Below are 26,726 nucleotides of genomic sequence, written 5' to 3' on the forward strand. Positions count from 1 at the left end.
CGGATTCTGCAACACGTCCAAGCGCCCGGGCGTAAGCTCCACCTGTCGCGCGCCCCGCCGGGGCGCTCCTTTCTCATTTCCGAGGTGTCCGATGCTCGAGATTCGCGGTCTCGTGAAGGTCTATCCCGGCCCGGTCGCCGCTCTGCAGGGCGTCGATCTCGACATTCCTCTCGGCATGTTTGGACTGCTCGGTCCCAACGGCGCCGGCAAGACCACGTTCATGCGCATCCTGGCCGGACTGCTCGAACCCACCTCGGGTTCGGTCCGGCTCGACGATCACGACGTCATCGCCGACCCGCAATGGCTGCGCGCCCGGCTCGGCTATCTGCCCCAGGAATTCGGCTTCTATCCGCACCTCTCCGGCGAACAAATGTTGCTCCACCTCTTGAAGCTCAAGGGCGTGAGCTCGCCCGGTGGATTGAAGAAGCTGGCGGGCGAGCTGCTCGAGCGGGTCAATCTCTCGTTCGCGGCCCGGCGCGCCGTGCGTTCGTACTCGGGCGGCATGCGCCAGCGCCTCGGCATCGCGCAGGCGATCGCCGGCAATCCGCGGCTGGTGATCGTGGACGAACCGACCGCCGGGCTCGATCCCGAGGAGCGGCTGCGCTTCTACCACCTGCTCGCCGAGCTGGCCGAAGACCGCACTGTGGTGCTCTCCACCCACATCGTCGAGGACGTCGCGGTGCTCTGCCCGCAATTCGCGGTGATCCGCGCCGGGCGCCTGGTGGCGATGACCACGCCACGCTCGGCGCGCGAGGCGATCCAGGGATCGATCTTCGAGGGCACGGTGCCGCCGGCCGAACTGCCCGAGCTGCGCCGCACACACGCCGTGACGCAGGCGGTGCTGGTCGAGGGCCGTCACCGGGTGCGCGTGCACGCGCCGCACGGCGAGGCGCCGGCCGGCTTCGAGGCCGTGGCGCCGACGCTCGAGGACGCCTACCTGGTGCTGATGCGCGGCGAGGGGAGTCTGAATCCGCTCGCCGGCCGCAATGGCTCGGGCGCAGCGTCTCCGACGCGCGTCGAAACGGCGCGCGTCGAGGTCCGCTCGTGAGCGCTCCGCGCTGGCTGGAAGTCGCCGCGCAGGACCTGCGTCACAACCTGCGGCGGCCCCTGTTCTGGGTGCAAATCGTGATCCTGGCGTTTTTCCTCTCGTCCCTCGCCGGCGGACACGCCAGCATTGGCTCGGGCGACGCGCGGGTCGGTGGCACCAAGGCCTGGATCAATTCCGAGTTCGCGAACGCGCAACTCGTGATCCTGTTCTACGCCGCGATCTACGTGTTCTTCATCTCGGTGGGCGCCGGGATGACCCTGATCCGCGACGACGAGCTGAAGGTTGGAGAGCTCCTGCACGCCACGCAGCTCACGCCCGCCGAGTACACGTGGGGCAAGTACCTGGCGGTGGTGGTGAGCTTCGGCGGAATCCTGGCCGCTCAGATCCTGCTGCAGATCTTCTTCAATCACGCGGTGCCGCACGGCGCGAACGCGGAATACATCGGGCCCTTGAATCTCGCCGCCTACCTGCGGCCGGCGATCGTCTTCGGCCTCCCGGCACTGATCCTGTTCACCGGCACCTGCTTTGCGGTCGGCGGACTCACGCGGCAGCCGGTGCTGGTCTTCGCGCTCCCGATCGCGGTGCTGGTGCTGGGCCTCGGCTTCCTGTGGGACTGGTCGCCGGCGTGGCTTTCGCCGGCGGTGAACAAGATCCTCCAGTTCGCGGATCTCACCGGCTATCGCTGGCTCAAGGAGACCTATCTCAACGTCGACCGCGGCGTGGCCTACTACAACCGGGCGCCGGTCCGCCTCGACCTGATGATGGTCGCCCAGCGACTCGTGGCGCTCGCGGTCGGCCTTGGCAGCGTGTTCCTGGTGCAGCGCAAGATCGCCGGTGCGGTGCGCGGCGCGGCACTGAGCCGGCGCGCGAAGGCGGTGTCGGTCGCCACTGTCGAGGCCACGGCGAGCGCCGAGCCCGCGTTCCTGTCGGCGCTCCGCATGCAGTCGGGCGCGCCGGCGTTCGTGGCCAGCACGCTCGAGGTCGCGCGCACCGAGCTCAAGCTGCTCGGCCGCCATCCCGGCCTTTACCTGTTCGTGCCGCTCATCCTCGTCCAGATCTTCGGCGGCCTGGTGTCGGTCGGCGCCTTCGACACACCGTTGCTCCAGACGCCCGGCTACCTGGCGGTCGGCAACATGAACACGCTGACGCTGCTGATCAGCATGGTGATCCTGTTCTACACCACCGAATCGCTGCAGCGGGAGAGCAGCACGGGTCTCGGCTCGATCGCCTATTCCACGCCGCTCCGCACCGGCGCGATGCTCACCGGAAAATCGATCGCCAACGCGCTGCTCGGCACCGCGATCGTGATCGCCGCGCTGATCGGCTGTGCGATCGTGCTGGCGATCGAGGGCAAGGTCGCCTTCGACATTCGCCCGTTCGCGCTGGTCTGGGGCCTGCTGCTGCTGCCGACCTTCGCGTTCTGGACGGCGTTCGTGGGCACCGTCTACTCGGCGACCTCGAGCCGCACCGCCACCTATTCGATCGGGCTGGCCGCCATGGCGCTCACCGGCTGGTTCCAGTTCCGCGGCAAGATGAACTGGGTCGCCAACTGGGATCTGTGGAGCGCGACCCGCTGGAGCGACATCAGCTTCCTGCAGCTCGACGGCACCGCGCTGCTGCTCAATCGCATCCTGGTGCTCGGCCTCACCGCGTTCTTCATCGCGCTCACCGTGAAATTCTTCCCGCGTCGCGAACGGGACGCGACCCGCAACGTGCAGCGGCTGCAGCCCGCGCTCCTCGGGCGCGAGGCACTGGCGCTGTCACCGTGGCTGGTGGTCCCGCTCGCCGCCGGCGTGGCGCTGGCGTTGATGGTCACCAACGGCTGGGAAGGCGCCGCGGCCAAGAAGCTGGCGCGCGACTACTGGAAGAAGAACGTGCTGACCTGGCGCGACGCGCCGCTGCCCTCGATCGGATTCGCCGATCTCGACGTGGCGCTCGAGCCCGAGAAGCGCTGGGTGAAGAGCCGGGGAAGCTACCAGCTGATCAATCGCACCGGCGCACCGCTCCAGGCGATTCCGCTCTCGCGCGGCCTCGACTGGAAGAAGACCGAATGGACTCTGAACGGCAAGCCGGCGAAGCCCGAGGATCGTGCCGGACTGTGCGTGTTCTGGCCCGAGCAGCCGCTGGCGCCCGGCGACAGCGTTCGCATCGGCTGGTCGTTCGAGGCCGAAGAACCGAATGGAATCAGCAAGAACGGCGCGGGCCTGATGGAGTTCGTGATGCCGTCGAGCGTCGTGCTCACCGGCTTCAGCAGCGCCAATCTCGCGCCGTACCTCGGCTACGAGCCGTCGATCGGCGTCGAGGAAGACAAGAACAAGGCCGACCCCAAAGAATACGCCGACAACTTCTACGTGGGCGTCACCCGCGCCGGCATGGCGATGGCCGAGGACTGGTACAACACGCGCATGCGCGTCACGGTGCCGGCCGGCTGGCAGGTCAACGCGACCGGCGAGTGCGTGAGCGATTCGACACACGCGGGTCATCGCGTCACCGAGTGGCGGACCGACCACCCGGTGCGCATCTTCAACCTGGTCGCGGGCCACTGGAAGGAGAAGCGCGGCGACGGCGTGGTGGTCGATTACGACCCGCGACACACCTATAACGTGGACGAGATGCTCGAGGCGCTGCAGGGCGCGCGGCGCTGGTACGGCGAATGGTTTGCGCCGTTCCCGTGGCGCGAGCTGCGACTCAGCGAGTTCGCGGGACTCGCCAGCTACGCCCAGGGCTCACCCGGCAACATCACGTTCTCCGAGAACATCGGCTTCCTGACGCAGAGCAAGCCCGAAGCCAACGCCGCGTTCTGGATCACCGCGCACGAATCGGCGCACCAGTGGTGGCCGAACATCGCGATGATCGGCGAGGGCCCGGGCGGGGACGTGCTGTCGGAGGGCATGGCGCACTTCTGCACCATCCTGCTCACCGAGCAGGTGAAGGGACTCGAGCAGCGCATCGCCTTCTGCAAGAACATCGAGACGCGCTACGGCCGCACCCGGCGCAGCAATTCCGAGCGGCCGCTGGTCAAGGTGAACGGCGAGCTACCCGGCGACAGCCGCATCATCTACGACAAGGGCGGTTGGGCGCTGTGGATGCTGTTCCAGCTCATGGGCCGCGAGAACGGACTGAGCGCACAGCGGGACTACATCGAGACCTATCGCAACAGCCGCGATCATCCGGTGCTGCAGGACTACCTCGCGGTCATGCGCCGGCACGCGCCCGACACCACCGCGTTCGACGCCTACGTGAAGCAGTGGTTCTACTCGGTGGTGGTGCCGCAATACCTGATCAGCGACGCCGCCGTCGCGCGCGATGGCGATCGCTGGAAGGTGACCGCGCGCGTCAGGAACGTCGGCACCGGGGTCATGCCGATCGAGGTGGCGGCCGCCGCCGGCGACCGCTTCCCGCACGGGGCCGGCAGGCACGAGGCCTATCGCGACGCCCGCACCACGTTGACGCTGGCGGCCGGCGAGGAGAAACCGGTGACCCTGTCATGCGACTTCGCGCCCGATCGGGTGCTGATGGATCCCGACGTGCGCGTGATGATGCTGGAGCGACAGAAGGCCGAAGTGAAGGTGAGCGCGCCGCACGCGGCGGCGCCGGCGACGGCCGCCCGAGCCACGAAGCGGCCGCTCAGGGAATCGTGATGGTGCCTTCGAGGTAGAGCGCGGCGTGGCCGGCGATCTTGACGCGATCGCCGTGCAGCTCGCACCACAGTTCGCCTCCGCGCGCGGAAATCTGCCGCGCCCGGAGGCGCGCCCGCTCCAGGTGTCCGGCCCAGAACGGGATCAGCATGCAGTGCGCGGAACCCGTGACCGGGTCCTCGGGCACGCCCACGCGCGGCGCGAAGAAGCGCGAGACGAAGTCCACGTCGGAGCCCGGCGCCGTGACGATCACCCCCCGCGCATCGATCGCCCCCAGCGCGGCGAGGTCGGGGCACAGCGCCCGCACGTCGTCTTCGGTGTCGAACACCGCCATCAGGTCGACCGCCTTCAGCGTCTCGCGCGGCGTGGCGCCGAGCGCGCGGGCGAGGCCGGCGGGCGGCTCGCAGCGCGTCCCGGGCTGCGAGGGGAAGTCGAGCGCCAGCCGCGGACCGTCGCGCACCACGCGCAGGGCGCCGCTGCGCGAAGCGAAGGCCACTTCGCGGAGGCCGGGCTCGAGCTTCTCGAACAGCACGTGGGCCGAGGCCAGCGTCGCGTGACCGCACAGATTCACCTCGACCTTCGGCGTGAACCAGCGGATGCGATAGCCCTCGGGCTCGCGCACGAAGAACGCGGTCTCGGCGAGATTGTTTTCGTTGGCGATCGCCTGCATGGTGCGATCGTCGAGCCAGCGCTCGAGCGGCACCACCGCCGCCGGATTGCCGCGGAACGCCTGATCGCTGAAGGCGTCGACCTGGTAGAGCGGCAGCTTCATGGCTTCTCCATCGGCGTGATATCGCCCGGTAACGCTCGGGCGGCGCTCGCGAACCGGCACTCCAGGAAGCGCGTCCCTTCGATCGGATTGTGACGATAGGGCGGGATCTCCCGGAAGCCGAGCCGGCGATAGAGCGCGAACGCCGCGGTCATCGTCGGCAGGGTGTCGAGCCGCATGTGCAAGAGCGCGCCGCGTGGCGGCGCGTAGTCACCGGGAAGCCACTCGACCTCCCGATCGAATCCCTGGACCGAGAGGTCCACGTCCAGGCTCCGCACGTACTCGAGGAACAAGGCCTTCACCTCCGGCAGGTCATCGGGGATTCGCGCGGGGAGGATTCTCAGCATGGAGCGGAAAGTCTAGCAGGCTGCTCGCCGGCTGGCCGGGGTGCCGCCGCGCGGCCAGAAGGTGCGCGTGGCCAGGGTCGAGCGCGAGTACGGCTTCGACCGCAAGGGCTAGCCGAGCTTCTCCCACACGCGCCGGGCGGCGGCGCGGGCGTTCTCGGCGACCTCGCGCTCGTCCACGGACAGCACCACGCCGTTGTCCATCACCACTTCGCCCGACACCATCACGCCCGAGATCGGCGCGCGCAGGAGTCCGGTCCAGAGATGGTCGAGCAGGGTCTTCGTGGAGAACTCGGTCGCCGGCCGGTAGTCGACCAGCACCAGATCGGCCGGAGCGCCGGGCGTGATCTGGCCCAGGTCCTCGCCGAAATGCGCGGCCGCCCAGCTCGCGCCGTTCACGAACATGCGGCGATAGTGCATCTGGCTGCGCACGCCCATGCCGAGCGCGTGCGCGCCGTCCGGCAGCGGTGGCGCGTTCACCGATGAATCGCTGCCCCAGGCCACCTCGGCCTCGCGCACCAGGGCGGCGACCGATCCCGCGCCCACGGCGCTCAACGCGTCGCCACGCTCGCGTGCAGCGCCCAGCAGCCCGCGCGGCGCCGACTCGACGTGCGCCCACAGCGCCGGCAGCGATTCGCCGCGCCACGGACCGCGCGCGTTCCAGCGCTCGGCCGGGGTGAGATCGAGGGCCAGGTCCACGTGCACCGGCACCTGATCGCCGGCCGCCTCGAACGCCTCGGCCACCAGAGTCTCGACGCCGCCCAGGGTGGTGGCCTGCACGCCGACCGAGGCCTTGAGCCGCCCCGAGCGCTTGCGACGCAGCTCGGCCGCGAAGGCGCGGCATTCTTCCAGCGCCGCCTTGCGCTCGCGCGGCGAGTCGTGCTCGCTCGCGGTGTAGCCGGTGGCGACGCGGACCCCCACCTGGCTCGCGGCCGCCACGATCTCCGACAGTGACAGCTCCACGCAGCCACTCGAACGATGGAGATCGCACACCGTGGTCACGCCGTGACGCACGCCTTCCACCAGCGCCGCGGACACCGCCCAGCGGATGTCCTCCGGCGACAACGCGCGCTCGTAACGATCCCAGGCGCCGAGCGAGCGGAGCCCCAGCCCGCGCGCGAGATGGCGCGCGAGATGCGCGTGGGTGTTGACGAAGCCCGGCATCAGCACGCGACCGCGCGCCGGCCACAGGGTTTCCTTGCGATAGGCGCGGGCGAGGCTTCCGCTGCTCGCGATCTGCGCGATGTGGGATCCCACGATGCGCACTCCGACGTCGTCGTGCACCTGCGGTTCCGGTCCGCCCGTCACCACCGTACAGGGAGCGATGATCATCAGGCCGCCTCCATGCGCCTCAACAGACCCTGCGTTTCCGCGCGCGCGTCGGCCGCGGCCCGGCCGGCATCGAGCGTCGACCACGCGCCGTCGCGATACAGCACCCGCCCCGCCACCATGGTGAGCCGCACGTCGCTCGGCCGGGCGGCGTACACCAGCGTCGAATAGGGATCGCGACTCGCGTTGGGCGCGAGATGCGGCCCCTCGCCCTCCACCACGATCACGTCGGCTTGCTTGCCCACCTCGAGCGAGCCGACGCGATCGGCGAGGCCGAGCGCCCGCGCGCCGTCACAGGTGGCGAGCGCCAGCACCTCGCGAGCCGCGAGCGGCTTCTGCGGCTCGAGCGCGCGCGAGATGCCGCCCGCCAGCGACAGCTCGTGGAAGGTGTCGAGCCGGTTGTCGCAGGCCGCGCCGTCCGAGCCGATGCCGCAACGCACGCCGGCCGCCCGCCAGCGCCGCACGTTGGCGAAGCCCGAGCCGAGCTTGAGATTCGATCCCGGACAGTGGACCAGCGCGGCATCGGTGCCCTTCAGCGCCGACAGCTCGTCGTCTTCGAGCCACACGCCGTGCGCGCCCACGAAGCGAGTGCTCAGCACCTCGCGCGCGGCGAAGTAGCGCGCCGCGCTGGTCCCGACCGCCGCCGCCACCTCGCGACCTTCGCGCGGGCTCTCGGCGAGATGCGTGTGGATGGTGAGCCCGCGCTCGCGCGAGGCCGCCACCACGTCGCGCCACAGCTCGTCGCTGCACGAGAGCACGAAGCGTGGCGCCAGCGTGACCTGGAGCCGCCCGCCGCCTGCACCATGGAAACGCTTCATCAGCGCCAGCGCGTCCTCCAGGGCCGCGCGCCGGTCTTCGAGCATGCCGCGCGGCGCGCCCTCGCCGCGATCCATGAGCGCCTTTCCAAACAACGCGCGGACCCCGCATTCTTCCAGGATCGCGCCGATCGCGTCGGTGTGACGCACGGTGCCCATGTCGTTCACGCAGGTGACGCCGCCAGCGATCAGCTCGACCAGCGCGAGGCGCGCCGAGGCCGCGATCGACGACTCGTTGTGCGCATGCTCGAGCGGCCAGATCGATTCGCGCAGCCACGGCAGTAGATCGCTCTGCTCGGCAAGGCCGCGGAACAGGGTCTGACAGAGATGAAGGTGCCCCTGCACCAGCCCCGGGAGCACGAAGCCCGAGCGCGCGTCGAAGCGCTCGTCGGCGCGTCCGCCCGGCAGTTCCGCCAGCGCGGCAGAGCAGTTGCCCAGCGCCGCAATCGCACCGTCACGAACCAGCAGGTCGCCGCGCATCACGGTCGACGCCGCGTCCATGCACACCAGTTGTCCGGAATGAATGAGAAAGCTGCTCAGGCGAGAGCCTCCCTGCCCGCGAGCGTCCCGGCGTCCGTGCCGGTGACCACTATCTTTGTCTCGGGCGGTCGCGCGCGAGCCGCGCGCGGCTGCCGACGGTGTGACGTTGGCACCGGTCCCGGAGCGTGTCAAGATTCGGCATGCGCTCCGCCCCCACTCGCCTCGTTCGGACGGTCGAGCTTCGCGATCCGCTGGTCGCGTTGCGCGCGCTCGCCGGATGGCCGCATGCGTTTCTGTTCCGCTCGACCTCCCGCGACAACCCGAGCGAGCGCTGGTACTTCGGCGCGGATCCGTTCGCCACGTTCGGCCCCGATCGGTACGACGAGGCCATCACGCTGTGGCGGCGGAATCTCGCGCCGGAGCCGGGCGGCCGCCCGGCCGGACGCGCGCCGTTCACCGGTGGCCTGGTCGGGGCCTGGTCCTACGACTTCGGCCGGCGGCTCGAACGCCTGCCGGAGCGCGCGCTCAACGATCTCGGCTGGCCCGATGTCTGGCTCGCCGCTTACGACGTGGTGGGGGCGTGGGAGCCGGAAGCGGGCGTCGCGCGACTTTTCTCGAGCGGGCTTCCCGCCGCCGGCGCGGAGGGCGCGCGCCGGGCCGAGCGCCGGCTCGACGAGTTCGCGAGACGACTCGAAGCCGCGCCGGAGCGTGCCCCCGAACTCCAGCCGACGTCCGGGGCACTCCTCGAAGCGCGCTCGACCTTCACCCCCGACCGCTATCGCTCGGCGGTCGAGCGGGTGCGGGAGCACATTGGTCGCGGCGACATCTTCCAGGCCAATCTCTCGCAGCGCTGGACGATCGTATCGCGAGGTCTGCTCGGTCACGCGTCGTCGCTGTTCGCAGAGCTTCGCCGGCAATCGCCCGCGCCGCACGCCGCCTATCTCGACCTCGGCGACTTCGCGGCGGTGTCGGCGAGCCCGGAACGCTTCCTGCGCGTGAGCCGCGGGCGCGTCGAAACGCGCCCGATCAAGGGCACGCGCCCGCGTGGCGCCGACGCCGCGAGTGATGCCGCGCTGGCGTCGTCGCTACTTGCGAGCGCCAAGGATCGCGCCGAGAACGTGATGATCGTGGACGTGCTGCGCAACGATCTGGGTCGCGCCTGCCGGACCGGCAGCGTCGTCGTCGACGAGCTGTGCGCGCTCGAGAGCTTTCCCCAGGTTCATCATCTGACCTCGACGATCTCCGGCCAGCTGGCCGCCGGGCGCGACGCGATCGATCTGCTCCATGCCTGCTTTCCGGGCGGCTCGATCACCGGCGCTCCCAAGATCCGCGCGATGGAAATCATCGAAGCCTTGGAGCCGGTGCGGCGCCACCTCTATACCGGCGCGATCGGCTGGCTCGACTGGAACGGCGACGCGGACTGGAACATCGCGATCCGCACCGCGCTGCTGAGTCGCGATCGCATCGATTTCGCGGCCGGCGGCGGCATCACCGCCGACTCGGATCCCGACGCCGAATATCTCGAGACCCTGCACAAGGCCGAAGGAATGCGCCTCTCGCTCGCGGCGCTGCTGGGGCCGGTCGCGCTGGCGCACGAAGAGGTGCGCGCGTGAGCCGCCCGCCGATCGGTCCCGCGAGCGGCGCGGAAGCACGCATGAAGTCGGCGACTCCGTGGCTTCCCGCGGGAGCGCGAGCGCCCGACCGTACGGTTTGGGTGAACGGCCAGCTGGTGCGCGGCTCCGACGCGGCGCTGTCGCTGTTCGATCGCGGCGCGCGCGATGGCGGCGGATTGTTCGAGACGGTGCGTGTCTACGGCGGGCAGCCGTTCGACTGGAATCGCCACATGGAGCGCCTGGTGCTCGGCGCCGCACTGCTGGGATTTCCCGTGCCGTCGGCGCCGTCGCGTCTGCGCCACGCGCTGGCGCAGGTGCTGGCGACCGAGGGCCTGTCCGACGCGGTCGCGCGGCTCACCGTGACGCGCGGGATCTCCGGCGGGCGCCCGACGCGCACCGGCGCGTGGGTCGAAGCGACGCCGCTCGCCGGCCGGCTGTGGGCCGGGACGAGGAATGGCGCGGCGAGCGTGGTGATCTCGAAGCGTGAGTTCCACCCGGGCGCACTCGGCGCCTACAAGACCTGCAGCCGGCTGGCCTACGACCTGGCGCGCGAGGAGGCGCGCACTCAGGACGCCGACGAAACGCTGCTGCTCGGCGGCGCGCAGGTCTACGAGGGCGCAGTGAGCAACGTGTTCGTGGTGATCGCCGGAGAGATTCGCACGCCGCCGCTCGCGCTGGGCATTTTGCCCGGCATCGCGCGGCGCCGCGTGCTCGAGCTCGCCGGGTCGCTCGGGCTGACGGCACGCGAAGCGGTGATCGAGCGCGCGGATCTCGAGCGCGCCGACGAGCTGTTTCTCACCAATTCGGTGCAGGAGGTGGTGCCGGTCGCGCGCTGCGGCGAGCGCGCGCTGCCGAGTCGCGCGCTCGGTGAGCGCCTGCGCGAGGCCTATCGCGCGCTGGTGGCGCGGGGCGAAGGCTGAGCGCCATTCCCCACCGGCCGGGGGCTCCCACCCAGCGGGGCTCTCTTCCAATGAATCGCCGCCGCGCCGCGGCGGTCGTGAACTTGTGAGGTTGGCGGGCCCGGAACGCCAGTGTCGGCCGGCGTCTGGAGCGGGTCCCGGGACAGGCAGATCGCCTCGAATCCGTGGCACATCGCGTGCACTCCAATAGGGTAGCGCGTGGATCCCCGCGAATGCCGGAACGCTCCGGACGGCGCCGGATCCCCGAACTCGCCGGGCGCGCACGCTTCCGCGCCTGGCACGAGGCCGGAGGGGCCGCGTGGAGAAGACCAAGACCGTGAACGTCCGCGGTGGAAGGCTCGACTTCCTCGCGCCGCATCTCCTCCGCAGCCAGTTCCTTCGCCCCGGATTCGTGCGCATGAGCCTTCGACTGGGCTTCGCGCAGCAGATGCCGGGCTGGGCCAAGCTCCAGTTCACCAACGCCGGCGTCTCCTCCGAGGATCTGGAACGCGTGCTCGGCCGCATCACCAGCCTGGGCGCCTGGGCCGACGAGTGGGAATCGCTGGCGCGCGCCCACGATCAGGCGGGGCGCGACGCCCTCCAGCTCGGCCGGCCGCGAGAGGCCGGGCGTCGCTTTCTCGCCGCGTCGGCCGCCTACAATTTCGCGCAGTACGTCCTCTTCATCGATATCAACCGCAAGCGCGCACTGCACGAGGCGTGCGTTCGATCGTACGCCGCCGGCGCGCCGTTCTACGATCCGCCCGCGACGCCGTTCGAGGTGGTCTACCGCCGCCGCGTGATGAAGGGCTACCTGCGTCTGCCGCGCATCAAGGGCCCCGCGCCCGTGGTGGTGCTGTTCCACGGCACCAACGCGGTGAAGGAAGAGCTGCACTGGTGGTCGGACGCGCTGCTCGAGCGCGGCATCGCCACCATCACGTTTGACGGGCCCGGACTCGGCGAGACCTTCCATCGCATGTCGATGGTGGCCGAGCCGCGGCCGGTCGGCGTCGCGATCCTCAATGCGATCGAGACTCGCCCCGAATTGAATCCGGAGGCCGTGGCGCTCTTCGGCCAGAGCCTCGGCGGCTATATTGCGATCCAGATGGCCAGCCACGATCGCCGGATTCGCGCGGTGGCGGCGGTGAGCCCCCCGTATGCCGCCGACATCTACTGGAACGTGACGCTGTCGAGCCTCCGCCGGGAGCTGGCCAATCTCTACGGCATCACCGAGCAGGAGATGGGTGCTTCGATCGACAAGATCACGCTTGCGAACACGCTGCCGGATCTCAACTGCCCGCTGATGGTGTCGGGCGGCGGGCACGACATGATCACGCCGGGGAGCGAGGCGTGGCGCATCTTCGAGGCCGCGACCTGCGAGCGCGAGCTGGTCTACTACCCGCGCGGCGCGCACGATTGCTTCAACGTGCTGGCCGACCTCCGGCCGCGCATGGTCACGTGGCTCGCTCGGCAACTCGAGCGGCATCACGGCCCGCTGCAGCCGAGTCAGCCACCGATCGACAACGAGGCCGATGCCGGCTGGCGAGCGGGCGAAGCCGTGGATCCCGATTTCGCCGAGGCGCTGCTCGGCGACGTGAAGCGCATCGAGTGGCACTCGCGCGAGACCGAGAGCCTGCCCGCGCACTGGCGCTGGCTGCTGCGCCCGGCGGGGCGCGAGCATCTCGAGGTCGTGCACCGGCTCGCGGGCCAGCGGTTCGCCGCGGCGGCTTCGGGCGGAAACGGCGCGACACTCCGTTAGCGGCGAGCGGGCGCCGCGACGCAATCCGGGTCCGCGGCCGCATTTACTCCTCCGATCGCCCCGCAAGCCAACGAGGCGGGAGCCCATGGCCCCCGCCTCGTTTCGTTTCGGGCTTGTTGCGCGAGCCTACCGGTAAAGACTCTTCAGGCGGCCCCAGGTCGACTCGTTGGCCGGCGTGGTGCCACAGCGCACGTGATACTTGCCGTTGTTGTAGTCGTCGAGAATCTGCGTCTTGTGCGACGTCGAGCTCGGCGAGAGATAGCCGCTGCCGACCGGCGGCACCACCAGCGCTCCGATCTGCGCGTCGGCCGCCGCCACCGTCGAAGACACCGGCGTCGGATCGGCGCCCATCGCGATGTTGAGCTTGGTCGCGATCAGCTGGTGCGCGAGCGAAATCAGCCCGTTGCCGCCAGCCGGCTGGCCGAGAATCGAGAGCAGCTGAGTCTTGGTGTAAGTCACGGTGCCGAGCATGAGGCTCGAAACCGGCCAGGCCGAGGAATGCGTCTTCCAGTAGCCCTGGGTCTTGACGCAGCTCTCTTTGTCGATGGTCGAGCCGACCGCATTGAGCGAATAGTCGCTGCGCGTTCCGCCGGTCCCGCTGTTGGCATAGACGCAACCGACGTAGTTCTGATTGGCGTCCATTTCGTCGGGGGTATTGGTGGAGACGCCGGTCTCGTCGAACAGGTCGCCGATCTCGATCTGGACCGATTGATTGGGGCCGAGGATGAAGCTGGTCACGGTGTCATCGAACGTGTTGAGCGTCGGCGTGCCCGTGAACTGCGCCCAGTGCAGCGTCGGGTACGAGAGCGAGCTTGGCCACACGTCGCCGTAATCGTCGTAGTCGGCTTGCGTCATCCAGTAGACGCTGAACCCGGACGGCGCTCCGCTTGGTCCGGCGGTGACGGTGAGCGTCCACTTGGCAGAGCCCACGTCGGTGAGCGTGAAGGTCGGAGTGTCGAAGATCGCGGCCTGCGCGGAAACCGCGGCGAACGCGAGCGAAGCGGCAAGCAACACGGCGGCATAGCGAGCGTGCATGAGGCCTCCGAGGTAGCGCGGAAAGCAGGATGTCGAAGCAATCGCGCGTCACCCACGGGGGATCGCACGATTCGGACGACCTGACCTCGACCTCGGCGGACGGCAAGGGGGGCAGAGGGTTGAGGCGCGGCGCGGCCAACTCCAGCAACCAGTCTGGGGCTCGGTACAGGTTTCGGCAAGGACAGAATTGCACCGGGAGACCGGTTTCGGCCGCTTTTCGAGGGATTCCGGCCGGCCCGCCGGCGTGCAGAAGGGCCCGCGAAGCTGCTACCCTGCACGTGGTTCAGGCCGTCTGCCCCCATTCGCAGGGAGAATCGGTTGCCCGACACCGCCGCCCAGATCCGGATTCGCCCGGTCGACGAGCTGGACATCGGCAGCATCGTCCGGATCGACGAGCGCATCACAGGCACGTACCGCCCCGACGTCTGGGAGCGGCGGGTGATGTACTACCTGCGGCGCGACCCGGACGCCTCCCAGGTGGCTGAAGTGGAAGGAAAAGTGGTCGGTTTCATGCTCGGCGAGGTCAAGGCGGGCGAGTTCGGCATCGAGGAGCCGAGCGGCTGGATCGAACGCTTCGGCATCGACCCCGACCACCGCGGCCGCGATCTGGGACGCCAGATGTTCGCGGCCATGCGCCGCCACTTCTCGGAACAGGGCGCCGCGGTGATCCGCACGCTCGCCGACATGAAGCAGCCCGGCGTGGCGGGATTCCTGACCGCGCTCGGCTTCGGGCCGTCTCGCTATCAGGCGCTGGAAATCTCGAACGCCCCCGAAGGGCGCTGAGGAAGACACGACGATGAAAGTCGAAAATGTCCTGCTCGAGAAGAAGTATCACGACGCGATCGAGCATTGGAGCAGGCACAACTTCAAGGACTATCCGGTGCTCCTCGAGAAGTGGGAGGAGTACTTCCCGAGCGACGAGAAGTTCTGCCTGTGCGCCAAGCTCGAGGTCGGCACGCCCGACCTGATCCAGATCGGCGAGCAGAAGGGCGAGAAGAAGCGCCTCGAGCCCGATCAGCTCACCGAAGAGCAGGCGCATCATCTGCTGGCGATCATCAAGGCGCAGGCCTCGACCGAGTTCGGCTCGATCCAGCAGCATTCGGGAACGCTCGACCGTGCGAACGACGATCAGGATCGCATGTGGGTGCTGCGGGTGATGGCCGAAGAGCTGCGCCACGGCTACCAGATGATCCACCTGCTGCTGTCGAAGGATTGGAGCCACGTATCGGGCGGCGTGACCGGCCGCCAGATGGTCGAAGAGATCCTCTCCATGACCACCGGCAACCACGTGCTCGACGCCTTCAATCTCGACTACGACTCGTTCATCGACAACATCACTTTTGCGGCGTTCATCGATCGCGTCGGCAAATACCAGCTGACCATGCAGAAGGTCTGCGCCTACAAGCCGATGGCCGACTCGATGCCGCCGATGCTGCGGGAGGAGGCCTTCCATCTCGCCGCCGGCGTCATTCCCCTGCGGCGCTTCGCGCAGCGCGCCGGCAGCGGCGATCCGCTGGCGTCGATGCGGTCGGTCCAGCATTCGGTGAACAAGTGGTTCCCGCGCGGACTCGAGATGTTCGGCGACGAGCGCGGCGGCGAGACCAACGTGAAGTTCGGCTTCAAGGACATGAAGAACCGCGAGGCCCAGGACCTCTACATCGAGGAAGTGCGGAAGATGCTGCGCGACATCAACGCGCGCTTCGTCCGCGCGCGCTTCCCGGAATATTCGCCCGAGCAGGCCGAAGACGTGATCACCGAGCTCGAGCAGACCCGCGGTTCGCACCGCGGCCTCCAGCACGAGGACCTGCTGCGACTGCCCGACCGCCGCTTCTTCCGTCGCAAGGGCGAAGCCGCGTTCGAGATGATCGGCATCGACGGCGAGACCTTCACCGACGCCGATGAGTACATCCGCTATCTCTCGAAGAACCTGAACGAGGGTTACGTCGCCAGCCGCGACCTGGTGAACTTCGCCGACGTGCTGCGCAAGGTGAAGTCGGGCACGATGACCGTGAAGGACGGCATCATGGCGATGCCCAAGCTCAAGCGCCTCGGCGGCATGTGTCCGTGCTCGAAGGGCGTCCGCTGGGTGATGGAGGACGAGTCCGGCGGCCAGACGCCCGTGGGCATTCGAGCCTGAGTTCGTGGGGCCTTCCGCAGCAGCGCCGACCCGGGTGTCTGCGCCGGCGTCCTCCAGCCGCCCGCGAGGCTTCGCGGGATCCCCTTCGATTCGCCGCCTCATTCGATGACACCGCTGGGCTATTCGCTCAGCGCGTTCGGGATCTCGCTCGGGGCGGGATTCCTCGGCTCGCTCGTCGGCATCGGCGGCGGCATCATCGTCGTCCCCGCCCTCACTCTGATCTTCGGCTTCGATATCCGCCACGCGATCGGCGCCTCGATCGTTTCCGTCATCGCCACCTCGAGCGGAGCCGCGGCCGGTTACGTGCGCGAGCGCATGACCAACCTGCGCGCCGCGATGCTGCTTGAGCTCGGCACCACGATCGGCGCGGTTTGCGGTGCGCTGCTCGCGGGGGTCCTGCACGGGCGCTGGCTGTATCTGTTGTTCGGGCTCATGCTGCTCGGATCGGGGTTCGCGATGCTCAAGCGGCTCCGCGACCACGCGGAGCACGTTCCGCCCAGCCGATGGGCCGACGCGTTGCGGCTGCACTCGAGCTACTTCGACGAACGCCTCGGCCGCGAGGTGTACTATCGCGTGGCCCGCGCGCCGCTCGGCCTGCTCTTGATGTTGATCGCCGGACTCCTCAGCGGACTGCTGGGGATCGGCTCGGGTGTGCTCAAGGTGCCGGCAATGGATCTCGCGATGGGGCTGCCGCTCAAGGTCTCGAGCGCCACGAGCAACCTGATGATCGGCGTCACGGCGGCGGCCAGCGCTGCGATCTACTTCACGCGCGGGGACATCAATCCGTTCATCGCCGGGCCCGTGGCGATCGGCATCGTGCTGGGAGCGGCCATCGGAGCTCGCTTCCTTTCGCGCGCGAGCCACGCATGGCTGCGCATCCTATTCGTCGCCGTGCTTGCGGTCGTCGCCCTCCAGATGATCGGCAAAGGGCTTGGGCGATGAGCGAGCCCCTTCAGAGGGCGCCACACGGCGCGGCGCGCCCGGGCGAGCTCGAGATCGTCGTGAGCACGCTGCTGCGCGCCGGACTGATCATCAGCCTGGGAACCGTCACGGCGGGTCTCGTCGTGCTGTTCGCCAGGCACCCCGCCGAGCTTCTCTCTCCGGCGCGCTTCGCGGCTCTCACGGCTCGCGGCGCCGAATTCCCGCACACGCTCTCGACCCTCGTGGCCGGCATCGTGAAAGGCGACGGCCAGTCCGTCATCGCCACCGGGCTGCTGCTTCTGATTCTCACTCCGGTGATGCGCGTGGCGGTCTCGTTCATCGAATTCCTCCGAGCCGGCGACCGGGCTTTCTCGCTCATCACTGCCGGCGTGCTCGCGGTGCTGGTGCTCTCCATGTCCCTGAGAGTCGGTGGCGGGTAAGGCGGCCAGGCGCCCTCCATGATCCGCACCCCCCACATCGCGTACTTCTGCATGGAGTACGGGCTCGACGAATCGTTCCCGATCTATTCCGGCGGGCTCGGCGTGCTGGCGGGCGACTTCATCAAAGCCGCGCGCGACCTCGGCAAACCGGTGGTCGCAGTGGGCCTGCGCTGGGAGCGCGGCTATTGCGCCCAATACATCGACGACGACGGCCACCCCTACGAAGAGTACCCGGGGTACGACCATTCCTTCCTCAAGGACACCGGCGTGCGCCTGCGTGTGCGGGTGCGCGGCCATGAGGTGGCCTGCGCGGTGCGCGTCACCGACCGGTACGGCCATGTGCCGCTCTACCTCATCGATCCGCTGCGCGCCGAGGATCGCTGGATCACGCACCGGCTCTACGAGTCGGGCACCGACGTACGCATCGCCCAGGAGATCCTGCTCGGGATCGGCGGCGCGCGAGCGCTCAACTGGCTCGGCATTCCGGTCGCGACCTATCACTTCAACGAGGGCCACGCCGTGTTCGCCGGGCTCGAGATGATCGCCGACCGCATGGAGAGCGGCTGGTCGTTTCCGGCGGCGTGGGCGGAGACGCGCAAGAGAATCGTCTTCACCACCCATACGCCGGTGAAGGCCGGGAACGAAGAACACACGCTCAAGGATCTGCGCCGGCTGGGAGCGTGCCTCCAGCTCTCGGGCGCCGAGATGCGCGAGATCGGCGGCGACCCGTTCAGCATGACGATCGCGGGGCTGAGGCTCGCGCGCATCGCCAACGGCGTCTCGGCGCTGCACGGCGAGACCGCTCGCCGCATGTGGGACGGCGTCGCCAACATCGCGCCCATCACGCACGTGACCAACGGCGTGCACGTTGCCACCTGGCAGGCGGAGCCGATCCGCCGCGCCGGCAACGATTCGGCCGCCCTGTGGCGCGCGCACGTCGAGCTCAAGAACGCCCTGCTCGATGAAGTCGAGCAGCGCACCGGCGAACGATTCGACCGCGAGGCGCTCACCATCGGCTTCGCGCGGCGCGCCGCCAGTTACAAGCGCGGCGACCTGATCCTGCGCGACACGGCGCAGCTCGAAGACCTGCTCTCACAGCACCACGTCCAGCTGCTCTTTGCCGGCAAGTCCCACCCGGCCGACGAAGCCGGCAAGGCGATCATTTCGAAGCTGGTGGCGGCGCAACGCTCGCACCCCGGCAAGATCGCGTTTCTCGAGAATTACGACATGGCGCTCGCCCGGCTGCTCACGCGTGGCTGCGACGTGTGGCTCAACAATCCGGTGCGCCCGCTCGAGGCCTCGGGCACCTCGGGCATGAAGGCGGCGATGAACGGCGTGCTCAACCTGAGCATCCTCGACGGCTGGTGGCCGGAAGGCTGCGAGCACGGCGTCAACGGCTGGGCGATCGGCAACGAGCACGCCGGCGACGACACCCGCGATCTCGAAGCGCTCTACGAGACGCTCGATCGCGACGTGCTGCCGGCATGGCGGGATCGCGAGCGCTGGCAGAAGATGATGCGTGCGAGCATTGCGATGGGCGTTCAGAAGTTCTCCGCCGAGCGCATGGTGCGCGACTACTTCGACCGCATGTACGAGCCGAGGCCCGCATGAACTGGCTCGCGCTGCTCGGGCTCGGCCTGGCGCTCGGCATCCGCCACGCCACCGATCCGGATCATGTGGTGGCGGTGGCCGCGATCACCGCGCGCACGCGCCGCTGGCTGCCGGCGGCGGCGATCGGCGCGATGTGGGGTCTCGGCCACACGCTCACGCTGTTCGTGGTCGGCGCGCTGATCATCGCCTTCAACCTCACCGTGCCGCCGCGCATCGGCCTCGCCATGGAGTTCGCGGTGGCGCTGGCGCTGATCGCGGTCGGGGCGTTCAACCTCGGCCACCGGCACGGCGCCGCGCCGTCGCCCGCCGGCGAGGCGCCGCTTCCCGCCGGGCGCGCGTTCGGTGTCGGCCTGGTGCACGGACTGGCCGGCAGCGCGGCGGTCGCGCTGCTGGTGCTGTCGCTGATCCGCGAGCCGCTGTGGGCATGCGGCTACCTGCTGCTGTTCGGCCTCGGCACGCTGATCGGGATGGTGCTGATCACCACCGGTTTCGCGGTGCCGCTCTCGACCGCGTCGCGGCGCTGGCCACGGTTCGAGCGCGCCGCGCGCTTCGCCACCGGCGCCGCCTCGGTGGCGTTCGGGGTGTGGCTGGTGTGGCGGATCGGGTTCGTGGACGGTTTGTTCCGCGCGAGCCCGCACTGGACGCCGCACTAGCCGCAGGTCGTCCGCAGACTGGCGACGCACTTAGCTCTTGCTCGCGGCGCGCGCGACCTCTACACTTCTCTCATGAACAACAACGCGCACGCGGCCCGATACGCCTACCCCATCCCCTTGCGGGGTGGGTTGCCGACCTGACGTCGCGATAGTCGCGCGTTCGACGCCCACTTCCGTAACCCGGAGGTGGGCGTTCTCGCTTCTCCTCCGCGAACTCATCAGCCGGAGGAGCAATGTCCGATTCCGCATCCACCATCGCCGCCGTCCGCGGCGCCATCCAGATCGCCGACAACCGCGCCGAGCTGGTGCAGTTCGGCACCGCCCGGCTGCTCACCGAGCTGCTGGCCCGCAACGAAATGAGCGCGGATCAGATCGTCAGCGCGATCTTCACCGCCACCCCCGACTTGAACGCGGATTTTCCCGCCCACGCCGCCCGACGTCTTGGCTGGCACGACGTGCCGCTGCTCGGCGCCGTCGAGGTCGGCGTGCCCGGCGCGATGCCGCGCGTGGTGCGCGTGCTGCTCACCGTTTCGGGAGTCCCGGTCGGACGCCGGCTCGAACCCGTGTATCTCGACGGCGCGGCGGCGCTGCGGCCTGACCTGGCGGCGGGTGAATCCGCGCGCGCGTCGGCGAGCGACGGCGATCCAAAGCCGGCGCGCACGCTGGCGATCATCGGACTCGGGCAGATCGGCGGATCGATCGGGTTGTCGCTCGCGCGCCGGCCGGAATGGCGCCGCGTCGGGTACGACACCCACGCGACAACGCTGGCGGCCGCGATGGAGGCGGGCGCGATCGACCGCACCGCCGCGTCGCTCGCGGAGGCCTGCGTGGCCGCCGATCTCGCGGTGATCGCGACCCCCGTCGACGAGCTGGCGCGCTGCGTTGCCGCGGCCGCCGAGGCGCTGCCCCCGGGCGCCGCGCTCGTCGACACGGGGAGCGCACGCGCCGGCGTGAGCGACGCGCTGCGTGAAGCGGCGCGCCGCGGCGTGCGCGCGGTGGGCGGACACCCGCTCGCCGGGAACGAAGGGCGCGGCTTCGACTCGGCGCGCGCCGGATTGTTCGAGGGCGCTCGCTTCGTGGTCTGCCCGGTGAACGACGGCATTCCGGAAGAGGTCGAGAGTCTGATCGCTTCGCTTGGCGCATCGCCGCTGCTCGCCAACGACGAAGAACACGACGCGGCGCTCGCGCGCACCAGTCATCTTCCCTACCTGATCGCGCGCGCGCTGCATGCGACCGGCGCCGACGCCGCGTCGCGGGGCCTCTCCGGGCCGACCTTTCGCGACATGACGCGGGTCGCGGCCAGCGACCCGCGCGTCGCGGAAGCTTATTGTCGGGCGAATCTTGCGGAGATCCGAACCTCGTGGCACGCGCTGCGCGACGAAGTGGAGACGCTGCTGCAAGGTCTTGATTCGCGCCCAAGCGGGGCGTAGCGTCGAGTCGTACCTCACCGGTGAGTCCCCCACCGTCCCACCGAGGTCCGCCATTCGGCCGCAGTCGTCGGATTCCGGCGCTGGCTCCTCCGTGCTCGAGGGAGGCGCGCACATGATCGGCCGCAGCATTGGCCGTTTTCGCATCACCGCACCGCTCGGACAGGGCGGCATGGCCAGCGTCTGGCGCGCACGCGACGAGCTACTCGACCGCGAGCTGGCGATCAAGGTCCTCGACGAGAAGCTGGCGCAGATCGAAGATTCGCGCCGCCGCTTCCGCCACGAAGCCACGATCGCCTCACAGCTCGATCATCCCGGCATCGCCGCCGTTTACGACAGCGGCGAGACCGACGGCGCGACCTGGATCGCGATGGCGCTGATCGAGGGGCAGACGCTGAGCGAGCGCCTGCGCGAATCGCTGGTGCCGGTGCGCGAAGTGGTGAATGTCGCGATCGCGGTCGCTGACGCGCTCGGCTACGCGCACGATCGCGGCGTCGTGCATCGCGACGTCACGTCACGCAACGTGATGCTGGCGCGCGATGGGCGGGCCTTCGTGCTCGACTTCGGCCTCGCTCTGGCGCAAGTCGCGTCAGTTCGTACTTGAACAGAAACCCGCGCGCCAGGCCGGGCATTTGGAAGGTTCGCTTGAAGGGCAATCAGATGAGGCAGCAGATCAAGCCGAACGGTGAGAGCATCAACGGCCAGCTCATCTACTGGGCGGTGGCGCTGACCAGTCCCTAGCCTGCCGCCTCCGCCGCGACCTCGATCATCGCGAGCCGCGCGACGTATTCGTCGGGCAGCCGGTGGTGGCGCGCACCGGTCAGGATCGCGTCGAGATAGCGCCGCGACGGCGGCGACGCATTCGACGGCCGCGCCTGGTACATCCACGGCCGCACCCGACGCGGAATCGAGCCGTCGTCAGGGCGCGTCAGATCCACGGTGACGATTTCGCGATCGCAGACGTTGTGCTGGTCGCCCGGTCCCCGAAAGCCCTCGAGCTGATCGAGCGCGCGCATGTCCTCCTCGTCCAGATCGTAGACCATGCCCCACACACTCTCACCGTGCGCGAGCTGAGGGCTCGAGATGCCGCCGCCCCACTCGGGCGAGTAACGCGGAAAGCCCAGGCGATGATCGGGAAGCGCGGCGAGTCCCACCACATGGTGGCCGGGGCAGTGCCGGCGCATCCGTTCCGGATCGAGATTCGAGGCGAAGGCGAAGTAGAGCATTCATGCTCCTCGTGTCGCCGGCCGGGCCCCGCCACGCGCCCCGATCGCGCCATGGCGAGCCTTCTGGATCTCGGGAAACCAACGGCTCCAGCATACTCCAATCGCTCGCGAGCGGCGCGTTTGAACAGGGCGGGAACCGGCCTCTATCATGCGCGGCTACTGTTCGCACGATCGGCCGCACGACACTCGGCAACCGCGGAGACCCGCCCCATGTCCGTGGACTTTCTCGCGTTCGGACCGCATCCCGACGACGCTGAAATCGGTTGCGGCGCGACGCTTCGCAAGATGAAGGCGCTCGGTCACTCCACCGGCATCATCGACATGACCACCGGGGACATGGGCTGGGGAACTCCTGAGATCCGCTCCGAAGAAAGCCGCCGGGCGGCGGAGCATCTGAAGCTCGACGTGCGCGAGAATCTCGACATGGGCGATTGTCGCGTCGAGGACACGTTCGAGAACCGCTGCAAGGTGGCGGGCGTGATCCGCAAGTATCGCCCGCAGGTCATCTTCTCCACCTACTACAATCTCCCCATCGGCCGCGGGCTCGGCCACAACGACCATTACAAGACCGGGCAGATCGTTTCGAATGCGTTCAACCTTGCGCACCTCAAGAAGGCCCCGGTGCCCGGCGAGCCCCATCAAGCCAAGGCGATCTACTACTACTTCCTCCCGCCGGGAACGATGCCGACTTTCATCGTCGACGTGACGGGGTACATCGACGACTGGGTGGCGGCGCTCGACTCGCACCAGAGCCAGTTCTATCACCCGGAGCGCCCGCGGCCGGAGCACCTGCCTGCGGTGCGCGACGTATTCCTCACCAACGCGAGCTACTGGGGCTGGCAGATCGGCGCCCGGTACGGCCAGGCCTTCCTTTCCACCTCGCCGCTCAAGGTCGGGGACCCGTTGTCGCTCGTGAGGGACGTGATTCCGCGCCCCTGAGCGAATCACGACGATGACGCGCCGGATCCTCTCGCGCCTTCTGATCGCGGCGCTGGCCTCCACGCTCCTCGCCGGGGCCGCGTCGGCTGAAGACCTCGGCGCACGCTTCCGGCGCCTCACGCTGTCGTTCCTCGCCGGGTGGATGGTGTACCACCCCGAGCAGGCAACGCTGCTCGGCAATCACGTCGAGGACAATCGTCTGCCCGATCTCTCGGCGCACGGCCTCTCTCAGAGGCGCGATTGGCTGGAGGCTCAGCGCGAGTCCCTGCTCGCCGTGCCGTTCGCGCGATTGCCGTCGCAAGACGCAGTCGACCTGCGGCTGCTCCGTCATCAGGTCGACCTCGAGCTGCGCGAGCTGAACGAGGAGCGCAGGCCGCAGCAGGATCCCCGCTGGCCACTGCTGCTCTTACGCACGGCCTTCGCCGGGCACCTGCTCGGCGGCTTCGGCTCGCCCTGTACGCGCGCCGAGCATCTGGCGAAGCGCATGGCGAAGGTGCCGGAGTATCTGCGCGACGCCCAGCTCAACCTGGTCGCGCCGAGTCGCGCCTGCACCGAGCTCGCCATCGAGATGTGCGCGTCGCTGATCACGATGTGCCGCACGGCCCCGGCCGACGCCTTCACGGAGTGCCGCGAGCCGCGCTTCATCGCCGATGCGGCGGTGGCGGATTCGCAGGCGGTGACGGCCCTGCTCGCCTATCGCGACTACCTGATCGACCAGGTGCTGCCCGGTTCGCTCGACGCGTTCCCCATCGATTCGGCGGGGCTGGCGCTGCGGCTCGGAGTTTCCGAAGGGCTCTCGCCGCCGCTCGATTCGCTGCTGGCCCAGACGCGCCAGGCTCTGGCCGAGCTGCCGGCGGCGCCGGTCGATTCGAATATGGCGACCCCGGCCGACACGATCCCCAGCACCGAAAGCATGAGCGCCGGGTTAGACTCACTGCGTGCGTTGCTCTCGAAGAATGGGCCGTTCCCTCCGCTTCAGGACGAGAAGATCAGCGTTCGCGTTCGCGCGCCGCTCGGCGCCATCGAGTGCCCCGGCGTGCTGGCGGTCACCGGGCCGTTCGAGGGCCACGCTCCCGTCGCGCGTCTCGATCTCTCGGGCTGGCCATGGACAGGCGCAGGCGCGATCGAACGCGACCCGCGCGCGGATCGCGCAGCGCTCACGCTCCTGCTGGCGAGCCAAGGCCTGCCCGGGCGCGGTCTGTTCGCGATGACTCAATCGCGCGTGGTCTCGCGCACCCGTCAGGCGATCGGGTGGCGTTCGAGCGAGGACGCCTGGTCGCGTTATGCCGAGCGCCAGCTGGTGCAATTCTGTCGCGGCGCGTGGCGCGCTTCACTCGAGGGGCGGCGCGTTGCGCTCGAGCGCGAGCGGCTGGCGCGCGCGGCCGCCGAGCTGATGCTGCGGGTGGATGGCGCATCGGTCGAGGCCGCTCAGGAATGGCTGGTGAGTGCGGCGGGACTCCCTCCGCTCGACGCCGAGCGAGCCGCGTTGCTCGCGGCTGCGGATCCGAGCTTTGCGGCCTCCACGCTCGCGCTGAATCAGCTCGAGCAGGCGCGACGGCGCGCCGAGCGCGAGCTGGGCTCACGTTTTCGACTCGTACGATTCCACGACGCGTTCCTGAAGCAGGGCGCAGTACCGGCGCCGTGGATCGAGACCGATCTCATGCGTGCGATGACCGGGCGCCGCAAGGGCTCGTGATGGAACGCTACGCCGGCCGGTTCGGACTGCTCAAGCGCCTCGGCAAGGGCGGCATGGGCGAGGTCTACCTCGCGCTCGACCTGAGCAATGGCGCCGAGTTCGCTCTGAAGCGCATCTCACGCCGCGCGGATGCACCCCCGCCCGCCACGTTGCAGCGCGAGTTCGAGGCCCTCGCGCGCGTGCGCCATCCGGTCGTGGTGCGCGTTATCGAGCTGGGGTTCGACTTCGAGGGCGCGCCCTTCCTCCTGATGGAGTACGTCCCGGGCTGGCCGGCCGACGAAGTGCTGCGCCCGGGCGACTGGAGCGCGCTCTACTATGTGGCGGCGCGGGTGGCGGCTGGTCTCGAAGCCATTCACGCGGCGGGCATCCTTCACGGCGATCTCAAACCATCGAACGTGCTGGTGGTGCCGTCGCCGGCAGGCGGGCGGCCGCGTGACGTGCGCATCGTCGATTTTGGTCTCGCCGCTTTGCGCGGCCGTGACGCCGAAGGCCATCGCGGCACCGCCGGTTTCACCGCGCCCGAAGTGGTGCGTGGAGAGGCGCCGAGCCCCGCGGCGGATCTCTATGCCCTCGGCACCACGCTGTATGCAATCGCCACCGGGCGCGCGCCTTTCGAGGGCACCGACGCCGGCTCGGTGCTTCGGCGGCAGCAGGCCGGCCCGCCGTCTGCCTTGGCGCTCGAAGAGGTCGGTGTTCCCTCGGGACTGGCGCAGCTCATTCTGCAGCTCACGGCGCCGGCCGCGATCGAGCGGCCGCGAGCGGCCGCGGACGTGCGCCGCACGCTCGAAGCGCTCAATTCCGCGGCGCGATCGTCGTTCGCCGAGCGGCTGCAGAGCGAGCGACTGGTCGGGCGCGATCTCGAACTGTCCCGCCTGGATCGCGAATGGCGCCGCGCGGCGAAGACCGCCCGGGCCCTGTTCCTGCGGGGTGACGCCGGCGTGGGAAAAAGCGCGCTGCTCGCCGAACTGGCGAATCGCGGCCAGATGGACGGCCGCTCGGTGATTCGCCTCGTGGCGGCTGCGGCGTCCGAGCCCGGTGCCGTGTGGCGACAGTTGCTGCGGCGGCTGGCGGCGGATGCGCGCGTGGACATCACCGACGCGCTCGAGTCGCGCCTGCGCGAGGCGCTCGATTCGCCTGGCGCGGAGAACGATGAGGCGGCGCTCTCCGCTTTGGTGGCGCGCGCCTGCGAATGGTGCAAGGCGATCGCGGCGCGCGGCGCGCCCACGGCCGTGATCGTGGACGATAGCGAGAATCTCGACCCCGCGTCGCGCAGCGCGATGCGCCGCCTGATGCTCGCGGCCGAGGCGGCGCCGGCTTTGTGGGTGATCGCGCGGCGCGTGTCGGGCGAGGACGCTCCCGAGGACGAGCGCCTGCTGACGGCCGCTCACGCCGCGGCTGAACTGCGGCTCGCGCCGCTCACCAAAGCGGACATCGGCGCCCTCATGAGTGCGCGACTGCAGGTCGAAGCGCCGGCCGCTCTGGTGGACGTGGCCTGGGAGCGCGCGGCGGGCCACCCGGGACTGACCCTCGAGTGGCTGCGCTCGGCCGCGCAGGCGGGTGGCGTGTTGGAGGACGACTTCGGCGTTCGCGTGGACGCCGATCGTCTGGCCACTGTGCCGATCGCCGCGGGGTTCGAAGCGTCGCGACTCGAGCGGCTCATGGGATTGCCGAGTGAATCGCAGCGGGCCGCGGAGGTGCTTGCGTTCTGCCAGCGGCCGCGTGCGATCGAGTATCTGAGACGCGTCGCGCCGGAACTCGGGGAGCGCGATCTCGAGCGGTTGCTCGAGGAAGGGCTCGCAGGGCGAGATGCGGAGGGTGGCTGGACGCTGTCGCCGCCCGCGCTGGCGACGCCTTTACGACAGCGCACTGGCGCAGAGCGACGGCAGGAGTTGCACCGCGCGATCCTCGCCGCTGGTGAACTCGGCGCGCTCGAGGAGTACCGGCATCGCG

General features: G+C 69.4%; 22 protein-coding genes. 16 read left to right on the plus strand and 6 right to left on the minus strand.

Going from position 1 to position 26,726, the window contains the following annotated elements:
• Window positions 1-91 precede the first annotated feature (91 nt).
• Window positions 92-1,048, plus strand: coding sequence for an ABC transporter ATP-binding protein (locus VMJ70_00930; GenBank protein ID HTO89668.1), 957 nt, complete (start codon window positions 92-94; stop codon window positions 1,046-1,048).
• Window positions 1,045-4,689 carry a hypothetical protein gene (locus VMJ70_00935; protein ID HTO89669.1) on the plus strand — a complete coding sequence of 1,215 codons (3,645 nt, stop codon included), beginning with the start codon at window positions 1,045-1,047 and terminating at the stop codon, window positions 4,687-4,689. The genes VMJ70_00930 and VMJ70_00935 overlap by 4 nt, the downstream gene beginning before the upstream one ends.
• On the opposite strand, the gene VMJ70_00940 is transcribed toward VMJ70_00935, so the two are convergent.
• The 4 genes from VMJ70_00940 to VMJ70_00955 all read right to left on the minus strand — a co-directional run bounded on the left by VMJ70_00940 (window position 4,676) and on the right by VMJ70_00955 (window position 8,444).
• The gene (locus VMJ70_00940) at window positions 4,676-5,458 is read right to left on the minus strand and encodes a PhzF family phenazine biosynthesis protein (GenBank protein ID HTO89670.1); all 783 of its coding nucleotides are present in this window, start codon (window positions 5,456-5,458) and stop codon (window positions 4,676-4,678) included. The two genes, VMJ70_00935 and VMJ70_00940, sit on opposite strands and share 14 nt — an antisense overlap.
• Entirely contained in the window at window positions 5,455-5,802 is a 348-nt protein-coding gene (locus VMJ70_00945) for a hypothetical protein (GenBank protein HTO89671.1), read from the minus strand. Before VMJ70_00945 ends, VMJ70_00940 begins: the two co-directional genes overlap by 4 nt.
• Before the next feature lie 108 nt (window positions 5,803-5,910).
• A complete protein-coding gene (locus VMJ70_00950; GenBank protein ID HTO89672.1) occupies window positions 5,911-7,131 on the minus strand; it encodes an amidohydrolase family protein in 1,221 nt (406 codons plus the stop codon).
• Window positions 7,131-8,444 (minus strand): amidohydrolase family protein, encoded by a 1,314-nt coding sequence (locus VMJ70_00955; GenBank protein HTO89673.1) that lies wholly within the window; start codon window positions 8,442-8,444, stop codon window positions 7,131-7,133. The genes VMJ70_00950 and VMJ70_00955 overlap by 1 nt, the downstream gene beginning before the upstream one ends.
• 179 nt (window positions 8,445-8,623) lie before the next feature.
• On the opposite strand from VMJ70_00955, the gene pabB reads away from it, so the two are divergent.
• The 3 genes from pabB (at window position 8,624) to VMJ70_00970 (ending at window position 12,691) form a co-directional block, all read left to right on the plus strand.
• The gene (gene pabB, locus VMJ70_00960) at window positions 8,624-10,036 is read left to right on the plus strand and encodes an aminodeoxychorismate synthase component I (GenBank protein HTO89674.1); all 1,413 of its coding nucleotides are present in this window, start codon (window positions 8,624-8,626) and stop codon (window positions 10,034-10,036) included.
• A 41-nt stretch (window positions 10,037-10,077) separates the two neighbouring features.
• On the plus strand, window positions 10,078-10,956 hold the full coding sequence (locus tag VMJ70_00965; GenBank protein HTO89675.1) for an aminotransferase class IV: 879 nt from the start codon (window positions 10,078-10,080) through the stop codon (window positions 10,954-10,956).
• Window positions 10,957-11,254: 298 nt separating this feature from the next.
• Window positions 11,255-12,691, plus strand: a complete 1,437-nt coding sequence (locus tag VMJ70_00970; protein HTO89676.1) for an alpha/beta fold hydrolase — start codon at window positions 11,255-11,257, stop codon at window positions 12,689-12,691.
• A 126-nt stretch (window positions 12,692-12,817) separates the two neighbouring features.
• On the opposite strand, the gene VMJ70_00975 is transcribed toward VMJ70_00970, so the two are convergent.
• Window positions 12,818-13,726, minus strand: coding sequence for a hypothetical protein (locus VMJ70_00975; protein HTO89677.1), 909 nt, complete (start codon window positions 13,724-13,726; stop codon window positions 12,818-12,820).
• Between the two features lie 318 nt (window positions 13,727-14,044).
• Here VMJ70_00975 and VMJ70_00980 point away from each other — a divergent pair, with 318 nt between their 5' ends.
• The 8 genes from VMJ70_00980 (at window position 14,045) to VMJ70_01015 (ending at window position 21,519) form a co-directional block, all read left to right on the plus strand.
• Window positions 14,045-14,509, plus strand: coding sequence for a GNAT family N-acetyltransferase (locus tag VMJ70_00980; protein HTO89678.1), 465 nt, complete (start codon window positions 14,045-14,047; stop codon window positions 14,507-14,509).
• A 13-nt stretch (window positions 14,510-14,522) separates the two neighbouring features.
• On the plus strand, window positions 14,523-15,863 hold the full coding sequence (locus tag VMJ70_00985; GenBank protein ID HTO89679.1) for a Phenylacetic acid catabolic protein: 1,341 nt from the start codon (window positions 14,523-14,525) through the stop codon (window positions 15,861-15,863).
• Between the two features lie 105 nt (window positions 15,864-15,968).
• Window positions 15,969-16,805: a sulfite exporter TauE/SafE family protein gene (locus VMJ70_00990; protein HTO89680.1), complete on the plus strand. Its 837-nt coding sequence runs from the start codon at window positions 15,969-15,971 to the stop codon at window positions 16,803-16,805.
• Window positions 16,802-17,224, plus strand: coding sequence for a DUF1634 domain-containing protein (locus VMJ70_00995; protein HTO89681.1), 423 nt, complete (start codon window positions 16,802-16,804; stop codon window positions 17,222-17,224). The genes VMJ70_00990 and VMJ70_00995 overlap by 4 nt, the downstream gene beginning before the upstream one ends.
• A gap of 18 nt (window positions 17,225-17,242) precedes the next feature.
• On the plus strand, window positions 17,243-18,835 hold the full coding sequence (gene glgP, locus VMJ70_01000) for an alpha-glucan family phosphorylase (GenBank protein HTO89682.1): 1,593 nt from the start codon (window positions 17,243-17,245) through the stop codon (window positions 18,833-18,835).
• Window positions 18,832-19,488 carry a HupE/UreJ family protein gene (locus VMJ70_01005; GenBank protein HTO89683.1) on the plus strand — a complete coding sequence of 219 codons (657 nt, stop codon included), beginning with the start codon at window positions 18,832-18,834 and terminating at the stop codon, window positions 19,486-19,488. The genes glgP and VMJ70_01005 overlap by 4 nt, the downstream gene beginning before the upstream one ends.
• Window positions 19,489-19,721: 233 nt before the next feature.
• The gene (aroH, locus tag VMJ70_01010) at window positions 19,722-20,918 is read left to right on the plus strand and encodes a chorismate mutase (GenBank protein HTO89684.1); all 1,197 of its coding nucleotides are present in this window, start codon (window positions 19,722-19,724) and stop codon (window positions 20,916-20,918) included.
• 112 nt (window positions 20,919-21,030) lie between these two features.
• Entirely contained in the window at window positions 21,031-21,519 is a 489-nt protein-coding gene (locus tag VMJ70_01015; protein ID HTO89685.1) for a serine/threonine-protein kinase, read from the plus strand.
• A gap of 133 nt (window positions 21,520-21,652) precedes the next feature.
• Here the strand turns inward: VMJ70_01015 and VMJ70_01020 are convergent, their stop codons facing one another.
• Window positions 21,653-22,141, minus strand: a complete 489-nt coding sequence (locus VMJ70_01020; GenBank protein ID HTO89686.1) for a gamma-glutamylcyclotransferase family protein — start codon at window positions 22,139-22,141, stop codon at window positions 21,653-21,655.
• Window positions 22,142-22,351: 210 nt separating this feature from the next.
• Here VMJ70_01020 and VMJ70_01025 point away from each other — a divergent pair, with 210 nt between their 5' ends.
• The 3 genes from VMJ70_01025 to VMJ70_01035 all read left to right on the plus strand — a co-directional run.
• Window positions 22,352-23,080 (plus strand): PIG-L family deacetylase, encoded by a 729-nt coding sequence (locus VMJ70_01025; GenBank protein ID HTO89687.1) that lies wholly within the window; start codon window positions 22,352-22,354, stop codon window positions 23,078-23,080.
• Window positions 23,081-23,093: 13 nt separating this feature from the next.
• Window positions 23,094-24,776 (plus strand): DUF885 family protein, encoded by a 1,683-nt coding sequence (locus VMJ70_01030; protein ID HTO89688.1) that lies wholly within the window; start codon window positions 23,094-23,096, stop codon window positions 24,774-24,776.
• Window positions 24,776-26,726: protein kinase (locus VMJ70_01035; protein HTO89689.1), on the plus strand; the 1,951-nt coding region annotated here is incomplete at its 3' end. The genes VMJ70_01030 and VMJ70_01035, both read left to right, overlap by 1 nt.

It is taken from the genome of Candidatus Sulfotelmatobacter sp. (assembly GCA_035498555.1).
Taxonomy (GTDB): Bacteria; Eisenbacteria; RBG-16-71-46; order RBG-16-71-46; family RBG-16-71-46; genus DATKAB01.

Bases quoted from the DNA above. Each gene is read 5' to 3' on its own strand.
- VMJ70_00930 (HTO89668.1), top strand. From the start codon at position 92: ATGCTCGAGATTCGCGGTCTCGTGAAGGTCTATCCCGGCCCGGTCGCC.
- VMJ70_00940 (HTO89670.1), bottom strand. From the start codon at position 5,458: ATGAAGCTGCCGCTCTACCAGGTCGACGCCTTCAGCGATCAGGCGTTC.
- VMJ70_00945 (HTO89671.1), bottom strand. From the start codon at position 5,802: ATGCTGAGAATCCTCCCCGCGCGAATCCCCGATGACCTGCCGGAGGTG.
- VMJ70_00950 (HTO89672.1), bottom strand. From the start codon at position 7,131: ATGATCATCGCTCCCTGTACGGTGGTGACGGGCGGACCGGAACCGCAG.
- VMJ70_00955 (HTO89673.1), bottom strand. From the start codon at position 8,444: ATGGACGCGGCGTCGACCGTGATGCGCGGCGACCTGCTGGTTCGTGAC.
- pabB (HTO89674.1), top strand. From the start codon at position 8,624: ATGCGCTCCGCCCCCACTCGCCTCGTTCGGACGGTCGAGCTTCGCGAT.
- VMJ70_00965 (HTO89675.1), top strand. From the start codon at position 10,078: ATGAAGTCGGCGACTCCGTGGCTTCCCGCGGGAGCGCGAGCGCCCGAC.
- VMJ70_00975 (HTO89677.1), bottom strand. From the start codon at position 13,726: ATGCACGCTCGCTATGCCGCCGTGTTGCTTGCCGCTTCGCTCGCGTTC.
- VMJ70_00985 (HTO89679.1), top strand. From the start codon at position 14,523: ATGAAAGTCGAAAATGTCCTGCTCGAGAAGAAGTATCACGACGCGATC.
- VMJ70_00990 (HTO89680.1), top strand. From the start codon at position 15,969: ATGACACCGCTGGGCTATTCGCTCAGCGCGTTCGGGATCTCGCTCGGG.
- VMJ70_00995 (HTO89681.1), top strand. From the start codon at position 16,802: ATGAGCGAGCCCCTTCAGAGGGCGCCACACGGCGCGGCGCGCCCGGGC.
- glgP (HTO89682.1), top strand. From the start codon at position 17,243: ATGATCCGCACCCCCCACATCGCGTACTTCTGCATGGAGTACGGGCTC.
- VMJ70_01005 (HTO89683.1), top strand. From the start codon at position 18,832: ATGAACTGGCTCGCGCTGCTCGGGCTCGGCCTGGCGCTCGGCATCCGC.
- aroH (HTO89684.1), top strand. From the start codon at position 19,722: ATGTCCGATTCCGCATCCACCATCGCCGCCGTCCGCGGCGCCATCCAG.
- VMJ70_01015 (HTO89685.1), top strand. From the start codon at position 21,031: ATGATCGGCCGCAGCATTGGCCGTTTTCGCATCACCGCACCGCTCGGA.
- VMJ70_01020 (HTO89686.1), bottom strand. From the start codon at position 22,141: ATGCTCTACTTCGCCTTCGCCTCGAATCTCGATCCGGAACGGATGCGC.
- VMJ70_01025 (HTO89687.1), top strand. From the start codon at position 22,352: ATGTCCGTGGACTTTCTCGCGTTCGGACCGCATCCCGACGACGCTGAA.
- VMJ70_01030 (HTO89688.1), top strand. From the start codon at position 23,094: ATGACGCGCCGGATCCTCTCGCGCCTTCTGATCGCGGCGCTGGCCTCC.